The following is a 26,698-nucleotide window of genomic DNA, read 5'->3' on the forward strand; positions in this document are numbered from 1 at the left end:
ACGCGGGGCGGGCAGCTAGCAGACTGGTCGCCTACCCCGGTGGCGATCTTCTGGTCGGCAGAAGGAACCATGGAGGGCCCTCGCGCGTCTTCAGCACGTGCGAGGCGCCCCGGTCGCCGGGGTGTGTTCGGGGGATCAGACGTGAAGGGGAGGTTCGGCGTGTCCCAGGGTCGACGCCGCCCACTGGTCGCGGTCTCCCTGCTGGTGACAACCGCGAGCTTGGTGGCTGCCTGCACGAACGCGCCACCACCGCCGCTGGTGTCGCCAACCTCGACGACGCAGCCCCCGACGACCACCGCGCCGTCGGAGCAACCGATGCCGGTGGAGGTCGTGGTCGGGGTCGACGAGCTGGAGGGCGGGTTCAACCCGCACACCCTCGCCGACCTCTCGCCGACCAGCTCGGCGCTGGCCAGCCTGATGCTGCCGTCGGTGCACCGGCCCGGCCCGGACGGGCGGCTGCAGCTGGACACCACGCTGATGGAGTCGGCGGAAGTGGTGCCGGACCAGGAGAAGTTCACGGTCCGCTACCGGATCCGCCGCGAGGCGAACTGGTCCGACGGCGCGCCGATCGCCGCCGAGGACTTCGTTTACCTGTGGCAGCAGCTGCGCTCGCAGCCCGGCGTGTCCGATGCGGCGGGCTACCAGCTGATCGACGACGTGGCGTCGCGGCAGGGCGGCAAGACCGTCGACGTGACCTTCTCCAAGCCGTTCCCCGGCTGGCAGTCGCTGTTCAACAACTTGCTTCCCGCACACCTGCTGCGGGATGCGCCGCGCGGCTGGTCGACGGCGCTGGACGACGGCTACCCGGCTTCGGGCGGCCCGTTCGCGATCCGGCAGATCGACCTGGACCGCGGCGAGATCATCCTGGAGCGCAACGACCGGTACTGGGGTCCGCCCGCGAAGTCCGACCGAGTCGTGCTGCGCGCGCTGGACAAGGGACGTCAAGTCGAGGCGCTGCGCAGCGGCGACAGCCACCTGGCGGTCTTCGGCGCGGACAGCGGAACCATGCAGGCGCTGCGCGATCTCGGTGACTCCGTGCAGCTGATCAACGTGCCGCGGCCGGCGACGGTGGAGGTGCTGCTGCGCCCGGACAGCCGGATGCTGTCCGACATCAAGGTGCGGCAGGCCGTTCTCGCCGCGCTCGACCGTCCGGCGCTGATCGAGGCGGGCACCGGTGGTGGCCCGGCCGAGCAGATGCAGTCGCATGCGCAGGTCCTCGCGCCGTCCGAGCCCGGGTACAACCCGACGGAACCGGCCGGTGCGTTCCCGGAGAAGCCCGACCCGGCGCGGGTCGAGAAGCTGCTCAACGAGGCCGGCTACCACCGCAGCGGCGGTGCTTGGCTGCGCGACGGCCAGCCGTTGAACCTGGTCATCGCCGCGCCCTTCGAGAACAAGTCCTACATCCGGGTCGCCGAGGAGACCGCGCGGCAGCTGCGCGAGCAGGGGATCCAGGCGACGGTCGTGACGCCGACGGGGGACCAGCTGTTCGGCGAGATGCTGTCGGCGAACCCGAAGGCCGGGGCTTCCGGCGCGGTGGCTTCGGTGGACATGGCGATCGCGCCGCGGCCGGCCGGTGGCGACCCGGCAGCGACGATGGCCGCGGCCTACAGCTGCCCCGGCGTCGCTTCGGACACCGAGCAGCCGTTCCCGCACAACGCGGCCGGATACTGCGACGAGCTGCTGCAGCCGACCATCGACGCGGCCATGACCGGCAAGATCCCGTTCAACGAGGCGTCGTCGATCGTCGAGCCCGTGCTGTGGCGATCGGGCGTCGCGATGCCGCTGTACCAGCAGGCGCAGGTCCTGGCGTTGCGCCCGGAGGCCAAGGGCGTCGAGCCGGGCAACGGCTTGTCCGGTCCGTTCTCGACGGCGGCCGACTGGCTCGGGACCTACGCCGACAGCGACGGCTACTGACGTCCGGGTTGAGCTGTTCGCTGTTGGGCACTAGATCATCCGGAGCAATGCGAATGCCGTCCGTCGTGTGGTGCGAGCCGCAGATTAGGCTGGACCGGTGAAGTTGACGGCCCCACCGCGGTTGTTGCTGGTGCACGCACACCCCGATGACGAGAGCCTCTGGACCGGCGGGACGATCGCCCGCTACGCCGCCCGCGGCGTTCAGGTGTTCGTGGTGACCTGCACCCTCGGTGAGGAGGGCGAGGTAATCCCGGAGAGCCTGCGCGGCCTGGCCGCCGACCAGGCGGACCAGCTCGGCGGCTACCGGGTCGGCGAGCTGCGCTCGGCGTGCGCCGCGCTCCGCGTGGCCGACCACCGGTTCCTCGGTGGCATCGGCCGCTGGCGCGACTCCGGGATGCTCTGGGAGCAGCCGGGACAAGCGGGCGCTCTGCCGGACGCGCACCCCCGGGCCTTCGCGATCGGCGATGCCGAGGAGCAGGCCGACGCGCTGGCCGACGTGCTGCGCGAGGTCAAGCCGCAGGTCGTCGTGAGCTACGCCGCCGATGGCGGTTACGGCCATCCCGACCACATCCGCGCGCACGAGGTGACCGTGGCTGCCGCCGCGCAGGTGCCCGACGTGCAGCGCGTCTTCTACGCCGTGCCGTCGCGGGACACGATCGAGAAGGGCCTGGCCGCCTTGGCCGAGGTCGAGGACATGCCCTTCGAGCTGCCCGAACCGCACGAGCTGGCCAGCGTCTCGGACGACGAGATCACCACCGTGATCGACGTGTCGGCGCATCTGCCCGCCAAGATCAGCGCGCTGCGGGCGCACGGCACCCAGGTCAAGGTGTGGCTGGACCGGTGGGACCACGGCGAGGGCATCGCGGCCTACGCGCTGTCCAACGGTGTCGCGCAGCCCATCGTCCCGACCGAGCACTACGTGCTGGCCAGCGGTGATCCGCAGGGCTGCGAGGGAGACCTGTTCGGTGGCCTCGGGGTGAGCGGCACCGAACCGGTGGGCGACCGTTGAGTCCGACGGACCGGGTGGTGTTCGGCTTCCTGCTGGTCGATGCCGTCATCCTGGCGCTGATCGAACTGCTCTTCCTGCCGTCCTACATCGGTACCGTGCAGTTCCCGATCACCGCAGCGCTCGCGGCCGTGACCACGCCGCTGCTGGTGGCGGAGGCCGCACGTCTCTCCCCGCGCCGCCGGATCGCCGGGGCGCCGCTGGTGGTCTGGTTCGTGACCGTGCTGGTGTTCGGAGTCTTCGGCCCGGGCGGCGACATGGTCCTGGTCGGCAACGACTGGCGAACCCTGCTGCTGCTCGGCGCCGGTGCCCTCCCCAGCGCGATGATGCTGGGGATAGTCCTCGGTAAGCGCGCGAAGGCCCGCGTCGCTGCGGATGTGGCGCAGCGCACGTCGGTGTACGGACGTTGATCGACCACGTCCGACGCGCGTGTGCTGGGTCGTTCGGAAGCCGAAGTGGTTTACGGCGTAAACACCCGCACCGTAAAGTCATTAGCGCTCCCGAGCTGTGGACCGGTTACGTGTCCTGGGTGGGTAGGAGAGATACTGTCAGCAGTCGCGGCAGGAGGTTCCTGCGCGCGAGTAGGACAACGCTTCGAGCAGGAGTGCAACCGTGACCTACGTGATCGCCGAGCCCTGCGTGGACGTGCTCGACAAGGCCTGCATCGAGGAGTGCCCTGTCGACTGCATCTACGAGGGCGGGCGGATGCTCTACATCCACCCCGATGAGTGCGTCGACTGCGGTGCCTGCGAGCCGGTCTGTCCCGTGGAGGCCATCTACTACGAGGACGACGTGCCGGACGAGTGGGCCGCCTACACCAAGGCGAACGTGGACTTCTTCGACGACCTCGGGTCGCCGGGTGGCGCGGCGAAGGTGGGCAAGGTCAACAACGACGTCGAGCCCATCAAGAGCCTGCCCCCGCAGGGCGAATGAGCACCGCGACCGGCCCGGATGCGACGTCCGGGCCCCGCGGTCCGCAGTTGCCGCAGTTCCCGTGGGATTCGCTGGCCCGGCAGTCCGCCGCGGCGAAGGCCCACCCGGACGGCATCGTCGACCTGTCCGTCGGGACCCCGGTCGACCCGGTGCCGGAGAACTTGCAGCGCGCCTTGGCCGAGGTCGCCGACAAGTCGGGCTACCCGGCCACGCACGGCACCCCCGAACTGCGCGAGGCGGCGATCGCGTCCCTGCAGCGCCGCTACGGGATCACCGGGCTGGAGCCCGACGCCGTGGTGCCGACCATCGGCTCCAAGGAACTCGTCGCCTGGTTGCCGACGCTGGTCGGCGTGCGGCCCGGCGACGTCGTGGCCATCCCGGAGCTGGCGTACCCGACCTACGAGGTGGGCGCCAAGATCGCCGGTGCCGAGGTCGTGCGCCTCGCACCCGGTGAGCTGCCGCCGGCCGGAACCACGTTGCTGTGGCTGAACTCCCCGTCGAACCCGACGGGTCGCGTGCTGGACGCGCAGCAGCTGGGCGAGCAGGTGCGGGCCGCGCAGGAACTCGGCGCGGTGATCGCCTCCGACGAGTGCTACCTGGCTTTGGGTTGGGACACCGAGCCGGTGTCAGTGCTGCACCCCTCGGTCGGTGCGGACCGGCGCGGCGTGCTCGCTGTGCACTCGCTGTCGAAGTCCTCGAACCTGGCCGGGTACCGCGCCGGGTTCATCACCGGTGATCCGGATCTGGTGCGGCGCCTGCTGGAACTGCGCAAGCACGCCGGCATGATCGTCCCGCGCCCGGTGCAGCAAGCGATCACCGCGGCGCTCAGCGACGACTCGCACGTGAGCGCGCAGCGCGAGCTGTACGCGGCGCGGCGCGCGGTGCTGCGGCCTGCGCTGGAGGCGGCGGGCTTCCGGATCGAGCACTCGCAGGCGGGCCTGTACCTGTGGGCGACGCGCGGCGAGGACTCGTGGCAGACCGTGGAGTGGTTGGCGCAGCGGGGAATCCTCGCGGCACCGGGCACCTTCTACGGCCCGGCCGGCGACCACCACGTCCGCATCGCCCTGACGGCGACGGACGAGCGCATCGCCACCGCCGCCAAGCGCCTCGCGGAGTGACCGCTCCCCGGTTTCATCGTGGAGGGGTGCCAGTTTTGTCCTAAAACTGGCACCCCTCTGCGTGCGGTCAGTTGGGCAAAACTGTCAGACGGCCTTGGCCGCCGTGGTGAGGTCTTCCCAGACCGACTTCCACTGCGCGCGGCGTTCGGTCTTGCGGGCTTGTTCGCGTTCGGCGAGGCGTCCAGCTACGAACGCCACCGCCGCATCGACCTCGTCGCCGAAGTCGTGGAGCAGGGTGCGCACGCGTTCCTCGGCCACGCAGGCGTCTTGGTGCTCGCCGAGGACGTCCTGGAACTGACGGGCCGCTTTGATCAGCTGCTGCATCGGTTTGCCGAGGGCGGGTTGCGCGAGTTCTGCGGTGTAGCGGACTCGTTTGCCCTGGATGCGCAGTGCGTGCAGGTCGGGGTCGGTGGGGGGTTCGGGTAGTCGTGCCACCGCTTTTCGGAGTTTCCGGAACTCGCCGAGCACGAGTTCGCGCAGCTCGCGCTCGCTGTCCACATCGGACTCCTCGGGTACGCTGCGGACGGCGGTGGCCAGTGCGCGCAGCAGGTCGAGGTAGCGGTCGCTGTCCAGGGCGGTGAGCAGCTCGACCCGGGCGGCTCCGTGCTCGGCCTCCAGCCCGGAGATCAGCCGGGCGGCCGCGGCCCGTTCACCGTCGGGGAGGTCGGCGCTCTCCTGGCGCAACCGGTCCAGCAGCACGTCGAGGTCGCGAACCGGACCCAACGCCCGGCCGAGCCAGCCGAGCTCCGCGCGCAGCGGCTCCGCCCAGCCCTGGTCGAGGAACGGTCGCGCGGCCCGCAGCATCGCGCGCATCCGGCGCACCGAGACCCGCATCTGGTGCAGTTCCTCGGGATCCGTGCCGAGCCGGGTGCCGGGATCGTGAGCGATCAGCGCGCGCAGCCGAGTGTCCAGCCCGGCCCGCACGTGTTCGGCGATGGCGGCCTGCGGACCGGCTGCCACGGGCTCGGCAGGAAGTTCGACGACGTCCGCCAGGTCGCGGTGTTGCCAGCTGCTGGCCATCACCAATGATAAAAGCACCCATCCCGATCCTCACCTGGGCCGATCGGCGCAACCACCCCAGAGGTGGTCAATTTCGCGCGAAATTGGGCCAGCCCTTCACCCGACCGCCGCCCCTGCGGCGGCGCTTCGCGCCGCTGTCATTTGGACGGGTGACGGAACGGCAACGGGGCCGGCCGACTTGGTGTCGGTCGGCCCCGCTGGGGTCGTTCGGTCAGTCGTTGGCGTGCAGAGCCGCGTTGAGCTCGACCTTGCCGCCCGCGCGCTGGGTGACCTCGACGGTGCCCGTGGTGGAGTTGCGGCGGAAGAGCAGGTTGCTCGAACCGGACAGCTCCGCGGCCTTGGTGATGGTGCCGTCCGGCAGAGTCACCTTGGTGCCGGCCGTGATGTACAGGCCCGCCTCGACGATGCAGTCGTCGCCCAGCGAGATGCCCACGCCGCCGTTGGCGCCGATCAGGCAGCGCTCGCCGACGGAGATGACCTCCTTGCCGCCGCCGGACAGGGTGCCCATGATCGAGGCGCCGCCGCCGACGTCCGAGCCGTCGTCCACCACGACACCGGCGGAGATCCGGCCCTCGACCATCGACGCGCCGAGGGTGCCCGCGTTGTAGTTCACGAAGCCCTCGTGCATCACGGTCGTGCCGCTGGCCAGGTGCGCGCCCAGCCGGGCCCGGTCGGCGTCGCCGATGCGCACGCCGGACGGGACGACGTAGTCGACCATGCGCGGGAACTTGTCGATGCCGTAGACGGTGACCGCGCCGCGCGCCCGCAGCCGCATCCGGGTCGCCTCGAAGCCCTCCACCGGGCAGGGGCCGTGGTTGGTCCACACGACGTTGGCCAGCAGGCCGAAGACGCCGTCGAGGTTCTGGCCGTGCGGCCGGACCAGGCGGTGCGACAGCAGGTGCAGTCGCAGGTACACGTCGTGCGCGTCCACCGGGGCGTCGGCCAGGCGACCGATCTCGGTGCGGACCGCGATCACCTCGACCCCGCGGGCCTCGTCGCGCCCGAGCAGCGCCGCACCGGCCTCGCCGAGGGACTCGGCCGCCTCGTCGGCGGACAGCCGCTTCGTGCCGGATTGCCCCGGCTCACCCAGCCGAATGGTCGGGAACCAGGTGTCGAGCACCGTGCCGTCGTCGGTCACGGTGGCCAGGCCCACGCCGTGGGCGCCCGTGGTCTGCGGATCGGGAGACTGTGCACTCATACCGGAAACGGTAATCGGCGCAGGTGGCGGCGGCCCGCACGGGGTCGCGGGCGATCAGCGCTTCGCGACGGCCAGCAGGTGGCAGCCGGTGGTGATCGACAGCACCGTCCGGTTCGAGGTGCTGAACCGGTAGACCGCGCCGTACTCGTCGTTGCCGGTGATCTCGTGGTCACCGCTGCGGTTGACGATGATCTCCGGATCGTCGAACCCGTACTCGCGGGTGAGCTGCCGGACGATGTCGACCGCGCGCGGCCAGGACGCGTCCGGCAGGTTGTCGGGCACCTGCCAGGACTCCAACGCCCAGATCTGCGCCTCGGGGATGTCGGAGCAGTCCGCCCGGCTGAGCGGTTCGGACTTCACCCAGGTCAGCGGGCCCAGCTCGTGGTCGAGCCGGTCCCGCAGCCGCTGCTGCAGCTGGCCGTACTGCGCGCTGATCTCCTCGATGCTGGGCCGCTGTCGCAGCAGGTTGCGCGGGTCGTCCACGGCTCCTCCCTCGGGTCGGACTGCCATGCCGGTGATCATGCCGGACATCGCCCGCGCGGAACCCTCAGTTGTGATTTGCACCGCCGGAGGTCAACCGATCGAGGTCGCCGTGAGATGGATGACGGCGAAGACGAGCGCGACCAGAGGTGATCGACCAGCGCGCGTTGGCGGTGAAGCGCACCGCCTGCCGCCGATCACGTTTGGTCTTGAACCGGGGTGTCCGAAACTCGTGGCCAGCACGTATCCCGCTCAGCATGATCACCACCTCAGATGTCGTGCGGGACGATCCGGTTCCCACCGCACCGCCGAGCCGGTTGCCGAGGGGTAGCCTGCCGGTCGTGACTGCGTCGTTGGATCTCACCGCTGACCCCGTTGAACTGACCGCCGCGCTGGTGGACATCCCCTCCGTTTCGGGCGGGGAGAAAGCCATCGCGGACGCGGTGGAGCAGGCGCTGCGCGCGCAGGCGCCGCACCTGGAAGTGGTGCGCAGCGGCGACTCGGTGCTGGCGCGCACCAACCTCGGCCGCGGCTCGAGGGTCGTGCTCGCCGGACACCTGGACACCGTGCCCATCAACGACAACCTGCCGCTGACCCGCACCGGCTCGGGCGCCGACGAGGTCCTGCACGGCTGCGGGACGGTGGACATGAAGAGCGGCGACGCGGTGATGCTGCACCTGGCCGCGACGCTGACCGAACCCCGCCACGACCTGACCTTCGTGTTCTACGACTGCGAGGAGATCGAAGCCGAGCGCAACGGCCTCAACCGCATCGAGCGCGAGCTGCCGGACTGGCTGGCGGGCGACCTGGCGGTGGTCTGCGAGCCGTCGAACGCGGCGATCGAAGCCGGCTGCCAGGGCACCATGCGCGTCGAGGTCCGCACCACCGGCACTCGCGCGCACACCGCCCGCGCCTGGATGGGCGAGAACGCGATCCACGCCGCGCAGCCGATCCTGCAGCGCCTGGTCGAATACACCCCGCGCAACCCGGTGATCGACGGCCTGCAGTACCGCGAAGGGCTCCAGGCGGTCCGGATCGACGGCGGTGTGGCGGGCAACGTGGTCCCGGACTCCTGCGTGGTCACGGTCAACCACCGCTTCGCCCCGGACAAGTCCGTCGCCGAAGCAGAAGCCCACCTCCGCGAGATCTTCTCCGGCTTCGACGTCACGGTCACCGACGGCGCCCCCGGCGCACTCCCCGGCCTGACCGCCCCGGCCGCCGCAGAACTGGTCGAAGCCTCCAGCGCAGAACCGGTCGCCAAGCTCGGCTGGACCGACGTGGCCCGCTTCGCAGCCCTCGGCCTCCCGGCGGTCAACTTCGGCCCGGGCTCCCCAACCCTCGCCCACACCAAGCAGGAACACGTCGCAACGACCGAAATCCGCCACTGCGCAGACGTCCTGACCCGCTTCCTGCGCTGATCGTCACCGCTTCGCTGGGTCAGGCGATGCCGAGCACCGAGCTCTCCGAGCTCTCCGCGCCGGCTTCCGGCGTCGCTGCGCGCTGCCGCGGCAGCTCCGCCTGTTCCGCGTCGACCAGCTCGGCTTCGCGCTTCGCCGCGAGCTCCGCTTCCGCGAGCTCCGCTTCGGCCGCCTCCGGCGTGGCTTCGGCTGGCGCCTCCGCCGTGCTCTTCGTTCCGTGCTTGATGGTGTCGACGAATTGGAGGAGCTCCACCGGGAACGGCAGGACCAGGGTGGAGTTCTTCTCCGCGGCCACCTCCACCACCGTTTCCAGCAGTCGGAGCTGCAGGGCAGCTGGGGTGTCGGACATGACGTGGGCCGCGTCGGCCAGGCGGCGGGAGGCTTGGAACTCGCCGTCGGCGGAGATGACTCGCGAGCGGCGTTCGCGTTCGGCTTCGGCTTGGCGGGCGATCGAGCGCTTCATGGACTCCGGCAGCGAGACGTCCTTGATCTCCACGCGGTCGATGTGCACGCCCCAGCCCAGCGCCGGGCTGTCGATCATCAGCTCCAGGCCCTGGTTGAGCCGTTCGCGGTTGGACAGCAGGTCGTCCAGGTCGCTCTTGCCGATGATCGAGCGCAGCGAGGTCTGCGCGACCTGGCCGACGGCGAACAGGTAGTCCTCGACGTTGACGATGGCGCGCGTCGGGTCCTCGACGCGGAAGTACACCACCGCGTCCACCCGCACGGTCACGTTGTCGCGGGTGATGCCCTCCTGCGCGGGCACCGGCATGGTGACGATCTGCAGGTTGACCTTCCGCATCCGGTCCACCGCCGGGACGATCGTGGTCAGGCCGGGTCCGCGAGTCAGTTCCTGCACCTTGCCGAAGCGGAACACCACTCCGCGTTCGTACTGCTTGATGACCTTGACGCTGGAGGCGGCGTAGAGGACGCCGAGTACGAGGATCACGATCAGCAGGTCGATGAGCATGGCTGGCTCCCGGGCTCGATATCTGGTCGTGCCCGCAACCCGGCGGATCTGTGTGGTGGTCCGGCCGGGCCGTCGGCACCACTCGATCGTTTCTTCGTATCGTACGCTCGCAAACGCGCCTGTGAATCCCCTGTGAACAGGCATTTCACCGCGGGACGTGCGCTCGGAGACCGGCTGCTGGCTGCGTAGGCTCGTGCCATGACGATCGAAGGACAAGTGGGCGAGCCGAACGGTGCCGAGCGGCCCCACGAGAAGCAACGCGGACCGGTGGTGCTGAGGCGGTCCCGGCTGCGCGAACCCACCACCACCGACCAGCGGCTGCTGGACTCCCGCGGCCCATCGGACTGGGTGCACACCGACCCGTGGCGGGTGCTGCGGATCCAGGCCGAGTTCGTGGAGGGCTTCGGGGCGCTGGCCGAGGTGCCGCGGGCGGTCACCGTGTTCGGTTCGGCCCGCACGCCGCGGGAGCACCCGGAGTACGCCGCCGGCGTCGAGCTCGGCGCGGCCCTGGCCAAGACCGGCTGCGCGGTGATCACTGGTGGCGGGCCGGGTGCGATGGAGGCGGTCAACCGGGGTGCCTCGGAGGCCGGCGGGCTGTCCATCGGGCTGGGCATCGAGCTGCCCTTCGAGCAGGGGCTCAACCCGTGGGTGGACCTCGGGGTGAACTTCCGCTACTTCTTCGTGCGCAAGACCATGTTCATCAAGTACGCCCAGGCGTTCGTCTGTCTGCCCGGCGGGTTCGGCACCATGGACGAGCTGTTCGAGTCGCTGACCCTGGTGCAGACCAAGAAGGTCACCAAGTTCCCGGTGGTGCTGTTCGGCAAGTCCTACTGGCAGGGCTTGTACGACTGGATCCGGGACAGCATGCGGGCGTCCGGCAAGATCGGCGACAAGGACCTAGCGTTGCTGCACCTGACCGACGACATCGACGACGCCGTCGGGATCGTGCAGGAGGCGTACGAAGCATGGGAGGCCACGCATTGACCAGTTCCGCACCCGCCGCCGACGTCTCGGTCTGCGTCTACTGCGCATCCGGACCCGTCAACCAGCAGTACCTGGACCTGGCCGCGGAAGTCGGGCGCAAGATCGCCAAGCGCGGCTGGACGCTGGTCTCCGGTGGCGGCCGCGTGTCGATGATGGGGGAGGTCGCCCGGGCCGCGCGCGCTGACGGCGGCCGGACCGTCGGGGTCATCCCGCACGCCCTGGTCGACAAGGAGATGGCCGACGACGACGCCGACGAGCTGCTGGTCGTGGACAACATGCGGGAGCGCAAGGGGCTGATGGACGCCCACTCCACCGCGTTCATCGCGCTGCCCGGCGGCATCGGGACTTGCGAGGAGCTGTTCGAGATCTGGACCTCCCGTTACATCGGCATGCACGACAAGCCGATCGTGCTGCTCGACCCGGACGGCCACTACACGGGCCTGCTGGGCTGGTTGCAGGAACTGGTCGACCGCGGGTTCGCCAAGCAGAGCTCGCTGGACGTGCTCACCGTGACCACCGACGTCGACGCCGCGCTCGACGCCTGCGTGCCGTGACCCTCCCGGACGAGCGCCGCGACGTGCCAGGATCTGCAGACGTGCAGCCCCTCCGGTTCCGCGACAAGGACGTCCCCCAGGATCGCCCGCTGGTGATGGCGATCGTCAACCGCACCCGCGACTCGTTCTTCGACCGCGGCCGCACCTTCGAGGTGGACGCGGCCGCCGAGGCGGTCGACCGGGCGGTGACCGACGGCGCGGACATCGTCGACATCGGCGGGGTCCGCGCCGGTGCGCAGGGCGAAACCGTGGACGCCGCGGAGGAGGCCCGCCGGGTGGTGCCGTTCGTGGCCGCGGTGCGCGAACGCCACCCGGAGCTGGTGATCAGCGTGGACACCTGGCGGCACGAGGTGGCCCGCCAGGTCTGCGAAGCCGGTGCCGACCTGCTCAACGACACCTGGGCCGGTGCCGACCCGAAGCTGGCCGAGGTCGCCGCGGAGTTCGGCGCTGGCGTGGTGTGCTCGCACACCGGCGGGCTGCCGCCGCGCACCGACCCGTACCGGGTCCGCTACACCGATGCGGTCGCCGAGGTGACCGCCGAGCTGGTCGAGCGGGCCGAGCGGATGGTGCGCCTCGGCGTGCCCAAGCAGGGCGTGCTGATCGACCCGACGCACGACTTCGGCAAGAACACCTGGCACGGCCTGGCGCTGCTGCGCCGGATCGACGAGCTGGTGAACACCGGCTGGCCGGTCCTGATGGCGCTGTCCAATAAGGACTTCATCGGCGAAACGCTCGGCGCGTCCGTCGACCAGCGCCTGGAGGGCACCCTCGCGGCAACGGCGGTCGCGGCCTGGGGCGGGGCGAAGGTCTTCCGAGCCCACCACGTCCGGGAAACCCGCCGGGTCGTCGACATGGTCGCGGCCATCGCGGGCACCCACCCACCGGACCAGGTCCTCCGCGCCCTCGCCTGAGCCGTCCGCGGGCTCCCGATATCTACAGTTTCAATTGAAACTGTGATCCTTCGTGGGTGGGATTTGCAGTTTCAATTGAAACTGTGGTCAGGGGGTGCCGAGGGCGCGGTTGAGGAGATCGGTGAGCGCCGGGATCGGGATGTCCGGGCGGACCTCGCGCAGCAGCGGGGCCAGGCGCAGCCAGCGGGACTGGATCCGGGGCGCGCTCAGGGTGTCCCGGGACAGCTCGTCGACCAGCTCCAGGAGCCGCCAGTGCGCCTCGTCACGGGCCATCACCGGCTCTGGGTGCTGGGCGATCACCTCGACCAGCTGCTCGAAGTAGTCGCGGAGCTGGGTGCGCGCGTCCCCCTGCGGCTCGTAGGTCGTCGCGGCGTCCAACCGCGACGTTCCGGACGGCGTGACCGGGGCGCTGTTGTCGGGCACTGCGGACGCCTCCTGGTTGCTCTCGCGGCTCATCCGACTCCGCAGTGTGCTCGAATCCGCCGCCTGTCAACGCCTTTGCGGGTTAACGCCACCCGAAAGGCCGAGCTGTGATCGAGGTCATCGCGTCCCGTATCGCGAAAGGACCTAGGTCCTCTTGTGCAAGAGCGGTGACAGTGGTCGGAAATGACCGTAGAGTCGCTACCTGTGAAGGCTGATGCGCTCCGCGGCCACTTGGACGCCCTCTTGCTGGCCACGCTCGACAGCAGGGCATTGCACGGCTACGCGATCATCGAGGCGCTGCAAGAACGCAGCGGTGGTGCCCTCGACCTGCCCACGGGCACGGTCTACCCGGCACTGCGGCGCCTCGAGCGCGCTGGTTACGTGCAGAGCACCTGGAGCACCGTCGGCGGTCGCCAGCGGCGCACCTACCGGTTGACCCAGGCCGGCGTGCAGGCCCTGCAGGCCGAGCGGCGTGCCTGGCGCGAGTTCACCAGCGCCATCGAAGGCGTTCTGGAAGCCGCGCCGGCGAAGACCTGACCGTGGCCGCGGCGGTTCGCCGTCCGTGCCACGATGGCGACCGTGGCTAGTGCGCTCCTCTACCTCTTCGCGGTGCTCGTGGTCGCTGCGGTGGTGTACCTGCTCGCAACGCTGGTCTTCGGGCGCGGCGAGGAGCTGTCCCCGCTGCCGCCCGGCTCGACCCCGACCCGTCTGCCTCCCGCCGACGTCGAGGGCTCCGACGTGCGCGCATTGCGGTTCCAGCAGGTCCTGCGCGGCTACAAGGCCTCCGAGGTGGACTGGGCGCTGGAGCGGTTGGCCAGCGAGATAGACGAGCTGCACGGTCGCATCGCGGTGCTCGAGCGCCAGCTCGACGTCGCGGGCGAGCAGCTTCAGGCGCGCGCCGACGACTCGGGGGACTGAGCGTTGAGCCGGGTCGAGTTGCGGTTCAGCATCCCGGTGCAGGCCGCACCGGAGGTGGTGTGGGCTGCCGCGACCGACTGGGCTCGGCAGGGCGAGTGGATGCTGGGCACCGAAGTGCACCCGGTCGGAGCAGCCGATGGGCCAGGTGGGCAGCTGGTCGCCGTGACCGGGTTCGGCGGTGTCGGGTTCGTGGACCGGATGGAGATCGTGGAGTGGCGGCCGCCGCAGAGCTGCCGGGTGCGGCACCTCGGTGAGCTGGTTGTCGGTGATGGCGGGTTCGATGTGGTCCGGTGCGGGAACGCGGCCTCGACCTTCATCTGGTGGGAGAGGCTGACCCCGCCGACCGGCGCCGCGCTGGTCTGGCCCGTGGTCAGGCCGGCTTTCACCTGGGGAATGCGCCGGTCGCTGGCCGCGTTCGCGCGGTTCTGCCGCGAATACGACAGGAGAGCGACGTGAGTGGATCCGGCGCCGTGCTCGGCGCGGATGGCAAGGGCCGGTGCCCTTGGGGTGCGGGACCGGCGGACTACACCGAGTACCACGACCGCGAGTGGGGCGTCCCGCTGCGTGGCGTCGTGGAGCTCTTCGAGCGGATCACCCTGGAGTCGTTCCAGTCCGGGCTGTCCTGGCTGACGATCCTGCGCAAGCGCGAGGCGTTCCGCAGCGCGTTCGCCGGGTTCGAGCCGGAGAAGGTGGCCGCCTTCGACGACGCCGACCGGGAGCGCCTGCTCGCCGATGCGGGCATCGTCCGGAACCGGGCGAAGATCGACTCGGCGATCGGCAACGCGCGAGCCGTCCTGGAGCTCGACCAACCGCTGGACGACCTGCTCTGGTCGTTCGCCCCGGAGCGCCACGACCACCGCCCGGCCACGCTCGAAGACGTCCCGGCGATCACCCCGGAGTCGAAGGCGATGGCCAAGGAGCTCAAGCGCCGCGGTTTCGCCTTCGTCGGCCCGACGACCTGCTACGCCCTGATGCAGGCCACGGGCATGGTCGACGACCACCTCGCCGATTGCTGGCGCGCGAGCTGAAGTTTCCGCCGTCCGGACCGCAGGGCCGAACGTCGGTTCTGCCCAAAACTGACCGGGCGCGGAGGGGTGTCAGTTCTAGGCAAACTGACACCCCTCGCTCGCGCCCGGCGGCTCAGCGGCCGGTGAAGTTGGGGGTGCGCTTGGCGACGAAGGCCGACACCGCTTCGCGGTGGTCGGACGTCGCTCCGGCCTCGGCTTGGGCTCCGGCCTCCACCGCCAGTGCCTCTGCGAGGCCTTCGGCCGCCGCGGCCAGCGCCGTCTCCTTGATGCGGGCGTAGGCGCTGGTCGGGCCGGCCGCCATGCGCGTCGCCAGCTCCACGGCGGCGCCGACGGCTTCGCCCTCGCCGACGACCCGGTTCACCATGCCGATGCGCAGGGCTTCCTCCGCTGCCACTGGCTCGGCCAGCAGCAGCATCTCCATGGCACGGCCGTAACCGATCAGCCGCGGCAGCGTCCAGGACGCGCCGGAGTCGGTGGACAGGCCGACGTTGGCGAAGGCCATCAGGAACTTCGCGTTCGACGACGCAACCCGCAGGTCGGAGGCATAAGCCAGCGACGCGCCCGCGCCCGCGGCGGTGCCGTTGACCGCCGAGATGACCGGCTTCGGCATGCTCGTCACGGCCCGGATGATCGGGTTGTAGTGCTCCTCGACCGTCTTCAGCGGGCTCGGGTCGTTCGCCTCCAGCAGCGCGACGTGCTCCTTGAGGTCCTGCCCGGCGCAGAACGCCTTGCCCGCGCCGGTGATCACCACGGCCCGCACCGAGTCGTCGGCGGCCGCCTCGCGTAGCGCGCCGATCAGAGCCTGCTTGAGCTCGACGTTGAGCGAGTTGAACGACTCGGGCCGGTTCAACGTGAGCAGGCGCACACCCGCGTTGTCCTCGGTCAGCAGTACGTCGGTCACTTCGAACTCCTTGCCTCGCGGTCCGCTGCGGCGGTCGGCTGGGACGGCGCGCCGGGGTCCGAAGTGGACTCCGCAGGTCGCGCGATGTCCCAGGTGGACAGTGTTGTCGCAGGTAGCCGGGGGCCTCGTGGAGGTGCTCCACCAGTCGCGGCGACCAGCGGTGCGTCGACTGCTCCGGACGGCCGCCGGCAGGCCCGCGGAGGTCGCGAAACAGCGCGCACGGACGGTGAGTCTGCCAGCTGCGACGGGCATTCGACCAGCGCACGGGCGACACGAGTTGATCGGTTCGGTTTCGTCCCAGCCTCGGGATGGGGGAGAATGGGGATGAACCCGAGCTGGTTGTGGCGATCAGCGGGGTAAGAGTTCACGGAGGGAGCACGCTATGGCGGCCATGAAGCCCCGGACCGGTGACGGTCCCCTCGAGGTGACTAAGGAGGGACGCGGCATCGTGATGCGCGTTCCACTTGAGGGTGGTGGGCGGCTCGTCGTCGAGATGTCGGTCGAGGAGGCCAAGAACCTGGGCGACGCGTTGGAGTCCGCTACCGGCTGAGGCCGCCGGCCGGCGATGTCGGGGCGCCGCGGGCGGACAGCCGGGCGGCGCTGCGAGACGCCGAGGCGACAACGCAACGTCGACGACGAGTGGCGAGCACTCTTCGCCACGGGCCCCGGTGCCGAGGGTGGCGCCGGGGCCGTCGTCGCCGGCAGGCAGGTCCCCGCGGCCGGACGCCTCGGCCGGGCGGGGGGACGACAGCAGTTACGAGTGCGCGCGGCCAGTCCGTGCAGGAAGGTCTTTTCGTGTCCGGTGCATCAATGTTCCGCTCAGCCCAGTCGGTCCGCGACGCGGACCCGGCGCTGCCCGCCATCCCGACCGCTCTGGTCGAAGTGGACGTCGTGCGGCAGTGGCGGGACGGCCTGCCCGGCGCGGTCCCGGTCTTCGACGGGGAATCGGGACCGGAGCTGGCCGCCGCGGCTGAACAGTTCGATGTGGACGCCGCGGTCCTGGAAGCCGTCGGAGCGTCGGCCTCGGCTGGTGCGGTCCGCGCGCTGCCGCTGCCCACCGGCGGTCTCGGCTGGGTCGTCGGAGTGGGCTCCGGCGAAGCGGTGAAGTGGCGCAGCGCTGGTGGTGCGCTGGCGCGCGCGGTGCGCGCCCGGCTCAACGACGCGGCCGAATCCGACGATGAGACGGGCGATCTCGGCGAGGCGTCCGACGCGGACTACCTCCAGGTGCAGCTGCCCGCGAACGTCGACGGCGAGATCGTGTCGGCGCTGACCCTGGGGCTAGCGCTCGGCGGGTACCGGTTCCGGGTGTCGCGCGGTCCGGTGCCACCGCGACTGCGGAAGGTCCTGCTGGTCGCACCGGAGGGCGTGGACACAGCGGAGCTGGCCGAGCAGGTTCGGCGGACCCGCGAACTGGCGGCGGCCACGGCCCTGGCCCGCGATCTCGCGAACACCCCGTCGAACGTCAAGGACCCGGCCTGGCTCACCGGTGTCGCCGCGGAGCTCGCCGCGGAGATCCCGGGCCTGACCGCCACCGTGCGCGACGAGAAGTGGCTCGCGGACAACGGTTTCGGCGGCATCCTCGCCGTCGGCGGCGGCTCGTCGCGCCCGCCCCGGCTGCTGGAGCTGGCCTACCGCCCGAAGGACGCCGAAGGACCGCACCTGGTGCTGGTCGGCAAGGGCATCACCTTCGACACCGGCGGTATCTCGATCAAGCCCGCTGAGGGCATGCACCTGATGCGCACCGACATGTCCGGTGGTGGCGCGGTGATCGCGGCGCTGCTGACCATCGCGCGCCTGGGCCTGCCGGTGAAGGTGACCGGCCTGGTGCCCGCGGCGGAGAACCACGTGTCCGGCAGCGCCTACCGGCCCGGCGACGTGGTCCGGCACTACGGCGGCACCACCACTGAGGTCGGCAACACCGACGCCGAGGGACGCATGGTGCTCGCCGACGCCATCGCCTACGCGGTCGACAAGCTCGAACCCGACGTGCTGGTGGACGTCGCGACGCTGACCGGCGCGATGAAGGTCGCGCTCGGCCTGCGCACCGGCGGCCTGTTCGCCTCCGACGAAGGACTGGCCGAGCAGGTCCGCTCGGCGGGCGCGAGCGTCGGCGAGGCGTGGTGGCGGATGCCGTTGCTCGAGGACCACGTGGAGGCCGTGAAGGGCGAGCTGGCGGACGTCAAGCAGACCCCGACCGGACCGGGCGGCATCACCGCGGCGCTGTTCCTGCGCGAGTTCACCGGCGGTCTGCCGTGGGCGCACCTGGACATCGCGGGCCCGGCGCGGTCGGACAAGGACTACAACGAGGTGGTGCCGGGCGGCACCGGCTTCGCAGCCCGAAGCCTCGTCGAACTCGCAGCCACCATCACCAAGCCCTGACCCTCACCCGAACAGTGGTCCAGTCGGCCCGTGAGCACTTTCTGGTGCCACAACCCCACAAACCGGCTCACCACCTGCACAAACGCCGTCCGAGCCAGGCGAGTGGTCAATTTCGCGAGAAATTGACGTCCCGGGTGACGGTCAATTTCTCGCGAAATTGCGCCAGTCCTTCGCCCGACCGCCGCCCCCAAGGTGGCGCTTCGCGCCGCTGTCATTGAGATCGGGTGACGGCGAAGGTTCGGAAGGTTCGGACTGCTGGTGGTTGGGGGCGGTTCGCGGGCCAGGCCAGGCCGATCGTGCGGTGGGCCGGTGGGTTCAGCGGGATCTCGACGGTGTCCGGTGCTGGTGCGGCGTCGGCCGGTGGCAGCACCGCTACGCCTAGGCCGGCTGCGACCAGGCCTCGGACTGTGTCGACCTCTTCGCTCTCGAACGCCAAGCGGGGTTCGAAGCCGGCGGTTTCGGCCAGGCCCATGAAGATCTGGCGCAGGCCGTAGCCGGGACGCATCGCGATGAAGTCGTCCTCCGCCAGGTCGGCCAGTCGCAGGGTTCGGCGCCGGGCCAGTCTGTGGTGGGCGTGCAGGACCGCGACCAGCGGTTCCTCGCGGATCGTGGTGCTCGCCCAGCGCGGGTCGCCCTCGGGCAGCGGGGCGATCAGGCAGAAGTCGATCTCGCCAGCCCAGGTGCGGGCGAGCATGGCGTCGCGCGGGCCCTGGACCAGTGAGAACCGCACGTGCGGGTGCTGGTCGCGGAAGTCGCGCAGCAGCGGCGGCACCAGCGTGCTGCCCATCGTGTGCTGGAACCCGAACGTCACCTGGCCGCGGTCGGGGTCGAGCTCTTCGACCACCGCGCGGCACCCGGCCTCCAGCCGCTGCATCGCGTCCTCGGCGGCTTCGGCCAGCAAGACGCCCGCCCGGGTCAGGTGGATGCCGCGCCCCTGCCGGGCGGTGACCGGTGTGCCGAGCTGTTCGCCCAGCTTGGCGAGGGCCCGGCTGACCGTCGGCTGCGGGATGCGCAGGGACTCGGCTGCTCGTGTGAGATGGCCCTCGGCGGCGACCGCGCGCAGCATCGCGAGTGTGGGAGCCAGGTGGGCCGCGAGCTGGGGCGCGTCGTCGAATGGGAGCGATTGATCCACCATTGCATCGATGATGGCGCATTGGCGTATTGGACGCATTAATCAGTGCTGCTTAATTTCGGTCGTGTGGACGAGGCACGCACCAACAAGATCCGCATCGCTCTGCTGCTCGGCGCGCTCGCGATGTTCGCCCTGCTCTACGCGCCGCAGCCGGTGCTGCCGCAGTTCGCCTCGGCGTTCTCGCTGGCCCCCGGCACGGTTGCGCTGCTGATCTCGGCGGCGACGCTCGGACTGGCGGTGGCGGCCATCCCGCTCGGTGCGCTCGCCGAGGTCGTGGGACGCCGTCGCGTCATGATCGGGGCGCTGCTGGTGGCAGAGGTCCTCGGCCTGCTGCTGCCGTGGATCCCGATCTTCCCGGTGCTCGTGGCGATCCGCCTGGTCCAGGGCATCGCGATCGCCGGGCTGGCCGCGGTCGCGACCGCGTACCTGGCGGAGGAGACCGGCGGCAAGAACCTGGGCGCCACGATGGGCCTCTACGTCGCGGGCACCACCATCGGCGGCATGACCGGCCGACTGCTCGGCGGTGTGGTCGGTGACTTCGCGGGTTGGCAGGGCGGCGTGCTCGCGGTGGCCCTGCTCGCCGCGGTCTGCACCGCGCTGTTCGTGGTGCTGCTGCCCGCTGAGCGCAACCACGTCCGCAAGCCGCTGTCGCTGGGCCCGCTGCTCGGTGGTCTGCGCTCCGCGCTCCGCGACCCCGTGCTCTACGCGCCGTACCTGGTTGCCGCGCTGGGCATGGGTTCGTTCGTCACGGTCTACAACGTCCTCGGCTTCCGCCTCACCGCACCGCCGCTGCTGGTACCCCCGGCGCTGGCCGCGCTCGCCTTCCTCGCCTACGCCGCAGGCACCGTGACATCGACGCTGGCAGGACGGGCCGCAGACCGGTTCGGGCGCACTCAGGTCCTGCTCACCGGACTCGCCGTGACAGCGTTGGGCCTGTTGCTGATGCTGGCCGACAGCCTGGGCGTCATCGTGATCGGACTGGTGGTGTTCACCGGCGGGTTCTTCGCCGCGCACTCGGTGGCCAGCGGCTGGGTCGGGGTCCAGGCGTCGCCGCAGGCCCGCGGCCAAGCATCAGCGCTGTACCAGCTGGCCTACTACGGCGGCAGCAGCGTCGGCGGTGTGGTGGGCGGCGCGGCCTACGGCTCTTGGGGCTGGTCGGGCATGACGGCGCTGATCTGCTGCTGGCTCGCAGTCGCAGCCGTCGCGGTGTGGATCGCCGGGATCAGGTGGCGTCGGAGTCGTACGGCGGGCGCTCGCCGGGCTCCAGCGGGCGCTGCTGCGGCTTCGGCTGGCTCGGCGGCTGGGTCTGGCCGTTCCCGTTCCCGTTCGAGTTGAGGTCGAGCGGGTTCTCCCCGTCGAAGAGGTGCTTGGTCACCGCGCTGCGCGGGTTGAAGTCGCGTATCCCGCGCAGGTCCTCCAGCGGCTTGCGCAGATCGTCGAACTCCGGGCCCAGCTCCGAGCGGATCTGATCCCGCGCCCCGGTCGCGTACTCCTTGACCTGGCGGACGGTCTTGCCGAGCCACGCCGCACCCTGCGGCAAGCGCTCGGGCCCCAGCACGAACAACCCGGCCACGACGAGCACGAGGAGCTCGGGCCAGCCGACGCTATCGAACACCTCTCGACTACCTCCGGGTCCTCGCTGCTGCGGACCAGCACCGCGCTAGCTGCCAGCGCCCCCAGAGTACCGACCGGGGGATCCCGGTTGGAGAGGGAAGTGGCCTAACATGCCGCCTTCCGGCGCAGGTGCGCCGGTGTTCACTTCAGCGTCACGTCCAGGACCAGTTCGCGGCCCTGCCGCACCACCGCGACCGGGATCCGCTCGCCGACCTGGTACCGGTCCACGGCCACGACCAGCTCGTCGGCGCTGCCGACCTTGCGCTCGCCGATCCGGATGATCACATCGCCCTCGGCGATCCCGGCATCGGCTGCGGAGCTGCCGTCCTGCACGTTCTGCACCTGGGCGCCGTCGGCGAGGCCATCGCTGGCCGACTTGGCGTTCACCCCGAGGTCGGCGTGCTGGATGTGGCCGGTGCGGATCAGCTCCTGGGCGATCCGCCGCGCGTCGTCGATCGGGATCGCGAAGCCCAGGCCGATCGACCCGCCCTCACCGCCGGAGCCGAGGGTGCGGATGGCGCTGTTGATGCCGACCACCGCGCCGTTGCCGTCCACCAGCGCGCCGCCGGAGTTGCCCGGGTTGATCGCGGCGTCGGTCTGGATCGCGTCGATCACCGCGTTGGTGTCGGTGCCCTCACCGGCCAGCCGCATCGGGCGGTGCACCGAGCTGACGATGCCGGTGGTCACCGTGCCGGCCAGGCCCAGCGGGGAGCCGATGGCGATCACGTCGTCGCCGACCGCGAGGCTGTCGGAGTTGCCGAGCTGGGCCACGGTCGGGTTGGACACCTCGACCTTGACCACCGCGAGGTCGGTCTTGACGTCCCGCCCGACGATCCGGGCCGGGGCCCGCGTGCCGTCGTGGAACACCGCGGAGACCTGCGCGTTCGGGGTGTCGGCGGCCATCGAGACCACGTGGTTGTTGGTCAGCACGTAGCCGTTGCCGTCGATGACCACGCCGGAACCGCTGCCGCCCTGCGCACCGACGCGCACCTCGATCGAGACCACGGCGGGCACCACGCGCTTGGCGACGTCGGCCACCGTGCCCTTCGGCCGCTCCTTGGCGGGTTCCACCTCGGCCAGCGTCACGGATGGGTTGATCAGCGGGTTTCCCTCTTCGGCGGTGATCCGCCCGAGGAACCCGCCGGCGAGACCGACGAGCAGCGCGACCACGCCGAGGACCACCAGCGCGTGGGGCTGCACCCGGCGGCCGAACAGGACTTCGCGGGCGCTGAGCAGCGGACCGGTCTCGGTCTCTTCCGACTCGTCGTCCTGCTCAGCGGAGGCTGCGGGCGGACCTAGCATCGCGCCCGCGGCCGGGTTGCGCCACGGGTCCTGCTCGTCGGTGCTCCACAGCACTGGATCTTCAGCAGGCTCGGGCGTCACCGGCTCTTCGCCGGGAGCTCGCTGGAGCTGCTCGTCGCTGTCCTTGGGGCGGCCGAAAGCGGTGGCCAGCGGGGCAGCGGGGGGAGTGGTGCGCTCGATGCCGCGCACCGGCAGGTCGCGCCGGTTCGGGTCGAAGCTCCCGGTCACGCCCTGGGGGCGGCGGAACGACGAGCTCTGCGAGGGGTCGACCGGGGGACGGTGCAGCGGCTTGGGAGCCAGGCGCGGCGGTTCGGCGGCCCCGTTCGCGGTGTTGCGCTGCGGAGCGGGACTGTACGCCGGCACGCCGCGCGTGGTGCTGGCTGCGCCCTGCCACGGGTGCACCGGCTGAGCGGGCCGCCCGTTGGGATCTGGCTGGCCTGCGCGGGGATCGTCCTGACGTCCCTGATCGGTGTCCGGGCCCTGCGCGGGCGTTCCTGGCTGGTCGGTCATCGCTCCCCGGGCATGCGGTCGAACTCGTCCCCTCGAGTGGATCACACGGGCGCGTTTCCCGTGCCACCGGCACCTGAAACCATTGCCGGTACGCCCATTCTGCCGTGGGAGCAGTGAAGTTCGTGTTGGAGCTGTGAAATCTCTCCGAGAGCCTGTCTTTGATCTTTTTCGTTGATGCGCCGCCAGGCACATAGCCACCCTCGCAGCTGGCGCCGCCACGGGTTCTCAGAGTTCGTCCTGGCGAGGACGGCCCAACGGCCGTGTGTTGGCCGCCGAGCGAACCGAGTTCGAAGACAGGTTCTGAGGAGCTCGTTTCGAGCGGCGGCGCTCGGACGTCAGCGCTGGGTGGGGCCGCCTGCGGTGGTCGTCGGCGCTGGTTCTCCGGAGGAGGAAGGTGCGACCGTGGCGACCATCGGTGCTGGTGGCTCGCTGCTGCCGGTTGCTTCGGGTGGCTGGGAGTCGTGGGTGGAGGCCGGCACCACGGCGAACCTCTCGCCCGGTTGCGGAGCCGGGATGCCCGGAACCCGGTGGACGTCCTCGTCGGCGGGCAGGTTCATCAGCGCGAGCGCGCCGAGCATCAGACCGGAGAACACGACGCCAGCGCCTTGCTTCGTGCGCCGACCCATTCGGCGAGCCGGTTCGGGCTCACCGGCAAAAGGGTGCGAGCTGCCCAGCAGTTGCTGGCCGCCGCCCAGCGGGGTGGTCGAGCCCAGAACCGGGCCGGTGCCGAACCGGTTCGCGCGATCAGGTCTGGACACCGTGACCAGCTGGCCGTCCTCGGTCAGCGCGAGACCTTCGGGCTGGCTCGGGAGCTCGGCTTGCCCCGGGATGGCCTGCAGCGCCTGCAGGAGCTTCGGCGAGATCGACGGGGTCCCGGCGGCCTTCACCGCAGCCCGCGCTTGCCGCTGGGCAGCGGCGTCCGCGGTGCACGCGGGGCACCGGGCCAGGTGGGCGGCGGCGCGATCGTTGGCGTTCGGGCTCAGTTCCCCGTCCACGAACGCAACGATCGCGTCGAGCGCGAGGTGCTGCTCGGGCAGACCCCACCCACGCAAAACCGTCATCCGTCAAACCTCCCGTGCGTGCTCGCGACGAGATTCCAAGGTGGCCTTCAACATCTGTCGACCGCGGTGGATCCTGCTGCGCACCGTGCCCAGCTTGACGCCCAAGGTCGTCCCGATCTCCTCGTAGGAGAGGCCTTCGACGTCGCAGAGCACCACCGCGGCCCGGAACTCGGGGGGCAGTTCGTCCAGCGCCGCCTGCAGGTCGGGGTCGAGGTGGGTGTCGGAGAACACCTGCTCCGGGCTCGGACCGCCGCCGGGCAGCCGGTCGGTGTCCTCGGGCAGGCCCTCCATCCGCAGGCGGGACCTGCGGCGGGCCATGTCGAGGAACAGGTTCGTGGTGATCCGGTGTAGCCAGCCCTCGAACGTTCCAGGCTTGTACGACGCGAGCGAGCGGAACACCCGGATGAAGGTCTCCTGGGTGAGGTCCTCGGCGTCGTGCTGGTTACCGGTCAGGCGGTACGCCAGCCGGTACACCCGGTCGGCGTGCTGCCTGACGACGTCGTCCCACGATGGCGGGGTCCAGGCGACCTCCTCAGCGGGCGAGACCGTGCTCGGCTGAACGTTCGTGCGCGGGTGAACAGCGGTGCTCTGTTGAACACTGGGGGCCACACTCATCGGCTGTGTTGCCATTGGGCGAAAAGCCACCTCCTGCGTTTGCATCTACCAGAACGAGTGAGCGGGACCGGTTGTTCCCGGCTCCCTCGGAGTGGAGACGCCGACGGGTCTAGATCGTGACGCCACCACTCTCGTATGCGCTGGTGAGGTGGTGTTAATAAGCGCCTGAGAACTCGCTGAGAACCTGGCGTGACCTACGTCATCCGAGTCGCTCGCCGGAAACGGCCGACTAACGATGTGGGCCGCGTGGGTCACGGATGAGCACAACATCGATAACCTTTCGCGTTGTGATTCCCGAGACGCCGCTCGGTGCCGGGCCGACAGGCCACGAGCAGACGCCGCTGAGCACGCCCGACAGCCCGCAGAGGGCGTCGGTCGGGGCTTCGCCGCTGCACGTGCTGCGGTTCCTGGCGGCGACGTTGCGGGCGAAGGCCGTCGTGGAGGTCGGCACCGGCTCCGGCGAGAGCGCCCTCTGGCTGCTCCGCGGCATGGTGCCCGACGGCCTGCTGACCTCAATCGACGCGGACGCCTCGGTGCAGCGCGTGGCCCGCGCGACGCTGCGTGAAGCGGGTGTTCCGGCCGGTCGCACCCGGTTGATCGCCGGTCGAGCGGTCGAGCTGATGCCCCGCCTGACCGCGGGCGGCTACGACCTGATCTCGGTGAACATCGCGACCACCGAGTATCCGCAGTACCTGGAGCTGGGCCTGCGCCTGCTGCGCCCGGGCGGCGTGATCGTGTTCGCCGGAACCCAGCTGGCAGGGCCGGACCCCGTCAGCGCGATGGCCCAGGCCGTCCGCGAGCTGGTCCGCGAGGTCCAGTCCGACGACGGCCTGGTCCCGGTGACCCTGGCGACCGGTCCTGGTCTCCTCGCCATCACCAAGCGCGCCTGACCCCCTGCGGCGTCGGTTTGCCCGATAAAAGCCCGTGAGCGCTTCGGGTCGCTATAGCAACCCAAAGCGCTCACGGGTGATGACCTGCGAAAGCAGTCCGATCAGGCGGGGGAGACGGACAGGAGCTTGCCCGCCAGGCCGCGGGAGCGGGTGGACAGGCGCTTGGCGATGTCGTTGAGCACCGCCGCGGCCGGGGAGTCCGGGTCCTCCAGGACCAGCGGGGTGCCGTTGTCGCCGGCCTCGCGCAGCCGCGGGTCGAGCGGGACCTGGCCGAGCAGCGGGACGTCGGTGCCGATCGAGCGGCTCAGCGAGTCCGCCACCAGCTGGCCGCCGCCGGAGCCGAAGATCTCCATGCGCTGGCCGTCCGGCAGCTCCATCCACGACATGTTCTCGACCACGCCGGCCACCCGCTGGCGGGTCTGCATGGCGATCGCCCCGGCGCGCTCGGCGACCTCGGCCGCGGCCTGCTGCGGGGTGGTGACCACCAGGATCTCGGCGTTCGGGATGAGCTGGGCGGTGGACAGCGCCACGTCGCCGGTGCCGGGCGGCAGGTCCAGTAGCAGCACGTCGAGGTCGCCCCAGAACACGTCGGCGAGGAACTGCTGCAGTGCGCGGTGCAGCATCGGGCCGCGCCAGACCACCGGGGTGTTGCCCGGCGTGAACATGCCGATCGAGATGACCTTCACGCCGTGCGACTGCGGCGGCATGATCATCTTCTCCACCTGGGTGGGCTTGCCGCCCGCGCCCAGCATCCGCGGCACCGAGTGGCCGTAGATGTCGGCGTCGACCACACCCACGGACAGCCCGCGCTTGGCCATCGCGACGGCGAGGTTCACCGTCACGCTGGACTTGCCGACACCGCCCTTGCCCGAGGCCACGCAGTACACCCGGGTCATCGAGCCCGGCTCGGCGAACGGGATGCGCGGTTCGGCGGCATCGCCGCGCAGCATCTTGCGCAGCTCCGTGCGCTGCTCGTCGCTCATCACGTCGAGCTCGACCTGGACCGAGCTGACGCCCTCGACGGCGGAGACCGAGGAGGTGACCCGCTGGGTGATGGTCTCCCGCATCGGGCAGCCCTTGACCGTCAGGTAGACCTCGACCTGGACGACGCCGTCGTCGCCGACGGACACGCTCTTCACCATGCCGAGATCGGTGATCGGACGCCGGATCTCCGGGTCCTCGACCTGGCTGAGGGCCTTGCGGACGGCGTCCTCGGTGGGCGCGGACTGCGTACTGCTCACGGTTACCTCGGCATGCTGTTGGGAACTTCGCGCGGAGTCCAAGACTCTCACACGGCCCCTTCTGGGCGACTCCAATGCTACGGATCGGTAGCCCGCCCGGAACAGGGCTGATGCCAATCGGGGCGGGGCTACGCGCGGTGACGGCTGGGGGCGCTGCGCAGTCGACTGAACGCGGACCGTA

30 protein-coding genes are annotated in these 26,698 nt (G+C 70.6%); 17 read left to right on the forward strand and 13 right to left on the reverse strand.

Annotated elements, in window-relative coordinates; translation table 11 throughout:
• The first annotated feature begins 159 nt into the window (after positions 1-159).
• From ACWCO2_RS03920 to dapC, 5 genes are all read left to right on the forward strand, one after another.
• Positions 160-1,914 (forward strand): ABC transporter family substrate-binding protein, encoded by a 1,755-nt coding sequence (locus ACWCO2_RS03920; RefSeq protein WP_450126191.1) that lies wholly within the window; start codon positions 160-162, stop codon positions 1,912-1,914.
• Positions 1,915-2,011: 97 nt separating this feature from the next.
• Positions 2,012-2,923: an N-acetyl-1-D-myo-inositol-2-amino-2-deoxy-alpha-D-glucopyranoside deacetylase gene (gene mshB, locus ACWCO2_RS03925; RefSeq protein ID WP_450126192.1), complete on the forward strand. Its 912-nt coding sequence runs from the start codon at positions 2,012-2,014 to the stop codon at positions 2,921-2,923.
• Positions 2,920-3,330: a hypothetical protein gene (locus tag ACWCO2_RS03930; RefSeq protein WP_450126193.1), complete on the forward strand. Its 411-nt coding sequence runs from the start codon at positions 2,920-2,922 to the stop codon at positions 3,328-3,330. The genes mshB and ACWCO2_RS03930 overlap by 4 nt, the downstream gene beginning before the upstream one ends.
• 202 nt (positions 3,331-3,532) lie before the next feature.
• Positions 3,533-3,853 carry a ferredoxin gene (gene fdxA, locus ACWCO2_RS03935; RefSeq protein ID WP_450126194.1) on the forward strand — a complete coding sequence of 107 codons (321 nt, stop codon included), beginning with the start codon at positions 3,533-3,535 and terminating at the stop codon, positions 3,851-3,853.
• Complete coding sequence (gene dapC, locus ACWCO2_RS03940) at positions 3,850-4,971, forward strand: succinyldiaminopimelate transaminase (protein ID WP_450126195.1); 1,122 nt, start codon at positions 3,850-3,852, stop codon at positions 4,969-4,971. The genes fdxA and dapC overlap by 4 nt, the downstream gene beginning before the upstream one ends.
• Before the next feature lie 84 nt (positions 4,972-5,055).
• Here the strand turns inward: dapC and ACWCO2_RS03945 are convergent, their stop codons facing one another.
• The 4 genes from ACWCO2_RS03945 to ACWCO2_RS03960 form a co-directional block, all read right to left on the reverse strand.
• Positions 5,056-5,991 (reverse strand): CHAD domain-containing protein, encoded by a 936-nt coding sequence (locus ACWCO2_RS03945; RefSeq protein WP_450126196.1) that lies wholly within the window; start codon positions 5,989-5,991, stop codon positions 5,056-5,058.
• 211 nt (positions 5,992-6,202) lie between these two features.
• Positions 6,203-7,189 carry a 2,3,4,5-tetrahydropyridine-2,6-dicarboxylate N-succinyltransferase gene (gene dapD, locus ACWCO2_RS03950; RefSeq protein ID WP_450126197.1) on the reverse strand — a complete coding sequence of 329 codons (987 nt, stop codon included), beginning with the start codon at positions 7,187-7,189 and terminating at the stop codon, positions 6,203-6,205.
• 54 nt (positions 7,190-7,243) lie between these two features.
• Positions 7,244-7,699: an LppA family lipoprotein gene (locus tag ACWCO2_RS03955; protein ID WP_450126198.1), complete on the reverse strand. Its 456-nt coding sequence runs from the start codon at positions 7,697-7,699 to the stop codon at positions 7,244-7,246.
• Between the two features lie 37 nt (positions 7,700-7,736).
• Positions 7,737-7,937 carry a hypothetical protein gene (locus ACWCO2_RS03960; RefSeq protein WP_450126199.1) on the reverse strand — a complete coding sequence of 67 codons (201 nt, stop codon included), beginning with the start codon at positions 7,935-7,937 and terminating at the stop codon, positions 7,737-7,739.
• A gap of 73 nt (positions 7,938-8,010) precedes the next feature.
• Between ACWCO2_RS03960 and dapE the strand changes: the two genes are divergently transcribed.
• The gene (dapE, locus tag ACWCO2_RS03965) at positions 8,011-9,087 is read left to right on the forward strand and encodes a succinyl-diaminopimelate desuccinylase (RefSeq protein WP_450126200.1); all 1,077 of its coding nucleotides are present in this window, start codon (positions 8,011-8,013) and stop codon (positions 9,085-9,087) included.
• 19 nt (positions 9,088-9,106) lie between these two features.
• Here the strand turns inward: dapE and ACWCO2_RS03970 are convergent, their stop codons facing one another.
• A complete protein-coding gene (locus ACWCO2_RS03970; RefSeq protein WP_450126201.1) occupies positions 9,107-10,054 on the reverse strand; it encodes a slipin family protein in 948 nt (315 codons plus the stop codon).
• A gap of 198 nt (positions 10,055-10,252) precedes the next feature.
• Here ACWCO2_RS03970 and ACWCO2_RS03975 point away from each other — a divergent pair, with 198 nt between their 5' ends.
• The 3 genes from ACWCO2_RS03975 to folP all read left to right on the forward strand — a co-directional run bounded on the left by ACWCO2_RS03975 (position 10,253) and on the right by folP (position 12,503).
• Complete coding sequence (locus tag ACWCO2_RS03975; RefSeq protein WP_450126202.1) at positions 10,253-11,038, forward strand: LOG family protein; 786 nt, start codon at positions 10,253-10,255, stop codon at positions 11,036-11,038.
• Positions 11,035-11,592 (forward strand): LOG family protein, encoded by a 558-nt coding sequence (locus ACWCO2_RS03980; protein WP_450126203.1) that lies wholly within the window; start codon positions 11,035-11,037, stop codon positions 11,590-11,592. The genes ACWCO2_RS03975 and ACWCO2_RS03980 overlap by 4 nt, the downstream gene beginning before the upstream one ends.
• Before the next feature lie 95 nt (positions 11,593-11,687).
• Complete coding sequence (folP, locus tag ACWCO2_RS03985; RefSeq protein ID WP_450126250.1) at positions 11,688-12,503, forward strand: dihydropteroate synthase; 816 nt, start codon at positions 11,688-11,690, stop codon at positions 12,501-12,503.
• An 87-nt stretch (positions 12,504-12,590) separates the two neighbouring features.
• Here the strand turns inward: folP and ACWCO2_RS03990 are convergent, their stop codons facing one another.
• On the reverse strand, positions 12,591-12,959 hold the full coding sequence (locus tag ACWCO2_RS03990; protein WP_450126204.1) for a hypothetical protein: 369 nt from the start codon (positions 12,957-12,959) through the stop codon (positions 12,591-12,593).
• A 171-nt stretch (positions 12,960-13,130) separates the two neighbouring features.
• Between ACWCO2_RS03990 and ACWCO2_RS03995 the strand changes: the two genes are divergently transcribed.
• From ACWCO2_RS03995 to ACWCO2_RS04010, 4 genes are read left to right on the forward strand one after another with little or no spacing between them, the layout of a single operon-like run.
• Positions 13,131-13,463, forward strand: coding sequence for a PadR family transcriptional regulator (locus ACWCO2_RS03995; RefSeq protein WP_450126251.1), 333 nt, complete (start codon positions 13,131-13,133; stop codon positions 13,461-13,463).
• 42 nt (positions 13,464-13,505) lie between these two features.
• On the forward strand, positions 13,506-13,844 hold the full coding sequence (locus ACWCO2_RS04000; protein WP_450126205.1) for a DivIVA domain-containing protein: 339 nt from the start codon (positions 13,506-13,508) through the stop codon (positions 13,842-13,844).
• Between the two features lie 3 nt (positions 13,845-13,847).
• Positions 13,848-14,300, forward strand: coding sequence for an SRPBCC family protein (locus ACWCO2_RS04005; RefSeq protein WP_450126206.1), 453 nt, complete (start codon positions 13,848-13,850; stop codon positions 14,298-14,300).
• A complete protein-coding gene (locus tag ACWCO2_RS04010) occupies positions 14,297-14,872 on the forward strand; it encodes a DNA-3-methyladenine glycosylase I (protein ID WP_450126207.1) in 576 nt (191 codons plus the stop codon). The genes ACWCO2_RS04005 and ACWCO2_RS04010 overlap by 4 nt, the downstream gene beginning before the upstream one ends.
• Positions 14,873-14,984: 112 nt before the next feature.
• Here ACWCO2_RS04010 and ACWCO2_RS04015 read toward each other — a convergent pair whose 3' ends face one another.
• Positions 14,985-15,773: an enoyl-CoA hydratase gene (locus tag ACWCO2_RS04015; protein ID WP_450126208.1), complete on the reverse strand. Its 789-nt coding sequence runs from the start codon at positions 15,771-15,773 to the stop codon at positions 14,985-14,987.
• Between the two features lie 382 nt (positions 15,774-16,155).
• Between ACWCO2_RS04015 and ACWCO2_RS04020 the strand changes: the two genes are divergently transcribed.
• Positions 16,156-16,323 carry a DUF3117 domain-containing protein gene (locus tag ACWCO2_RS04020; protein ID WP_009949794.1) on the forward strand — a complete coding sequence of 56 codons (168 nt, stop codon included), beginning with the start codon at positions 16,156-16,158 and terminating at the stop codon, positions 16,321-16,323.
• Between the two features lie 260 nt (positions 16,324-16,583).
• Positions 16,584-18,152, forward strand: a complete 1,569-nt coding sequence (locus tag ACWCO2_RS04025) for a leucyl aminopeptidase (RefSeq protein ID WP_450126252.1) — start codon at positions 16,584-16,586, stop codon at positions 18,150-18,152.
• Positions 18,153-18,363: 211 nt separating this feature from the next.
• On the opposite strand, the gene ACWCO2_RS04030 is transcribed toward ACWCO2_RS04025, so the two are convergent.
• Positions 18,364-19,287: a LysR family transcriptional regulator gene (locus ACWCO2_RS04030; RefSeq protein WP_450126209.1), complete on the reverse strand. Its 924-nt coding sequence runs from the start codon at positions 19,285-19,287 to the stop codon at positions 18,364-18,366.
• A 63-nt stretch (positions 19,288-19,350) separates the two neighbouring features.
• Here ACWCO2_RS04030 and ACWCO2_RS04035 point away from each other — a divergent pair, with 63 nt between their 5' ends.
• Positions 19,351-20,619 (forward strand): MFS transporter, encoded by a 1,269-nt coding sequence (locus tag ACWCO2_RS04035; RefSeq protein ID WP_450126210.1) that lies wholly within the window; start codon positions 19,351-19,353, stop codon positions 20,617-20,619.
• Here the strand turns inward: ACWCO2_RS04035 and ACWCO2_RS04040 are convergent.
• The 4 genes from ACWCO2_RS04040 to sigE all read right to left on the reverse strand — a co-directional run bounded on the left by ACWCO2_RS04040 (position 20,507) and on the right by sigE (position 24,386).
• Entirely contained in the window at positions 20,507-20,899 is a 393-nt protein-coding gene (locus tag ACWCO2_RS04040) for a sec-independent translocase (RefSeq protein ID WP_450126211.1), read from the reverse strand. The two genes, ACWCO2_RS04035 and ACWCO2_RS04040, sit on opposite strands and share 113 nt — an antisense overlap.
• Before the next feature lie 140 nt (positions 20,900-21,039).
• A complete protein-coding gene (locus tag ACWCO2_RS04045; RefSeq protein ID WP_450126212.1) occupies positions 21,040-22,710 on the reverse strand; it encodes a trypsin-like peptidase domain-containing protein in 1,671 nt (556 codons plus the stop codon).
• Between the two features lie 335 nt (positions 22,711-23,045).
• On the reverse strand, positions 23,046-23,771 hold the full coding sequence (locus tag ACWCO2_RS04050; protein ID WP_450126213.1) for a zf-HC2 domain-containing protein: 726 nt from the start codon (positions 23,769-23,771) through the stop codon (positions 23,046-23,048).
• Positions 23,772-23,774: 3 nt separating this feature from the next.
• Positions 23,775-24,386: an RNA polymerase sigma factor SigE gene (sigE, locus tag ACWCO2_RS04055; RefSeq protein ID WP_450126214.1), complete on the reverse strand. Its 612-nt coding sequence runs from the start codon at positions 24,384-24,386 to the stop codon at positions 23,775-23,777.
• Positions 24,387-24,673: 287 nt separating this feature from the next.
• On the opposite strand from sigE, the gene ACWCO2_RS04060 reads away from it, so the two are divergent.
• On the forward strand, positions 24,674-25,276 hold the full coding sequence (locus tag ACWCO2_RS04060; RefSeq protein ID WP_450126215.1) for an O-methyltransferase: 603 nt from the start codon (positions 24,674-24,676) through the stop codon (positions 25,274-25,276).
• A 101-nt stretch (positions 25,277-25,377) separates the two neighbouring features.
• Here ACWCO2_RS04060 and ACWCO2_RS04065 read toward each other — a convergent pair whose 3' ends face one another.
• A complete protein-coding gene (locus ACWCO2_RS04065; RefSeq protein WP_450126216.1) occupies positions 25,378-26,517 on the reverse strand; it encodes an Mrp/NBP35 family ATP-binding protein in 1,140 nt (379 codons plus the stop codon).
• Positions 26,518-26,698: the final 181 nt, after the last annotated feature.

It is taken from the genome of Saccharopolyspora sp. NPDC002376 (assembly GCF_053593195.1).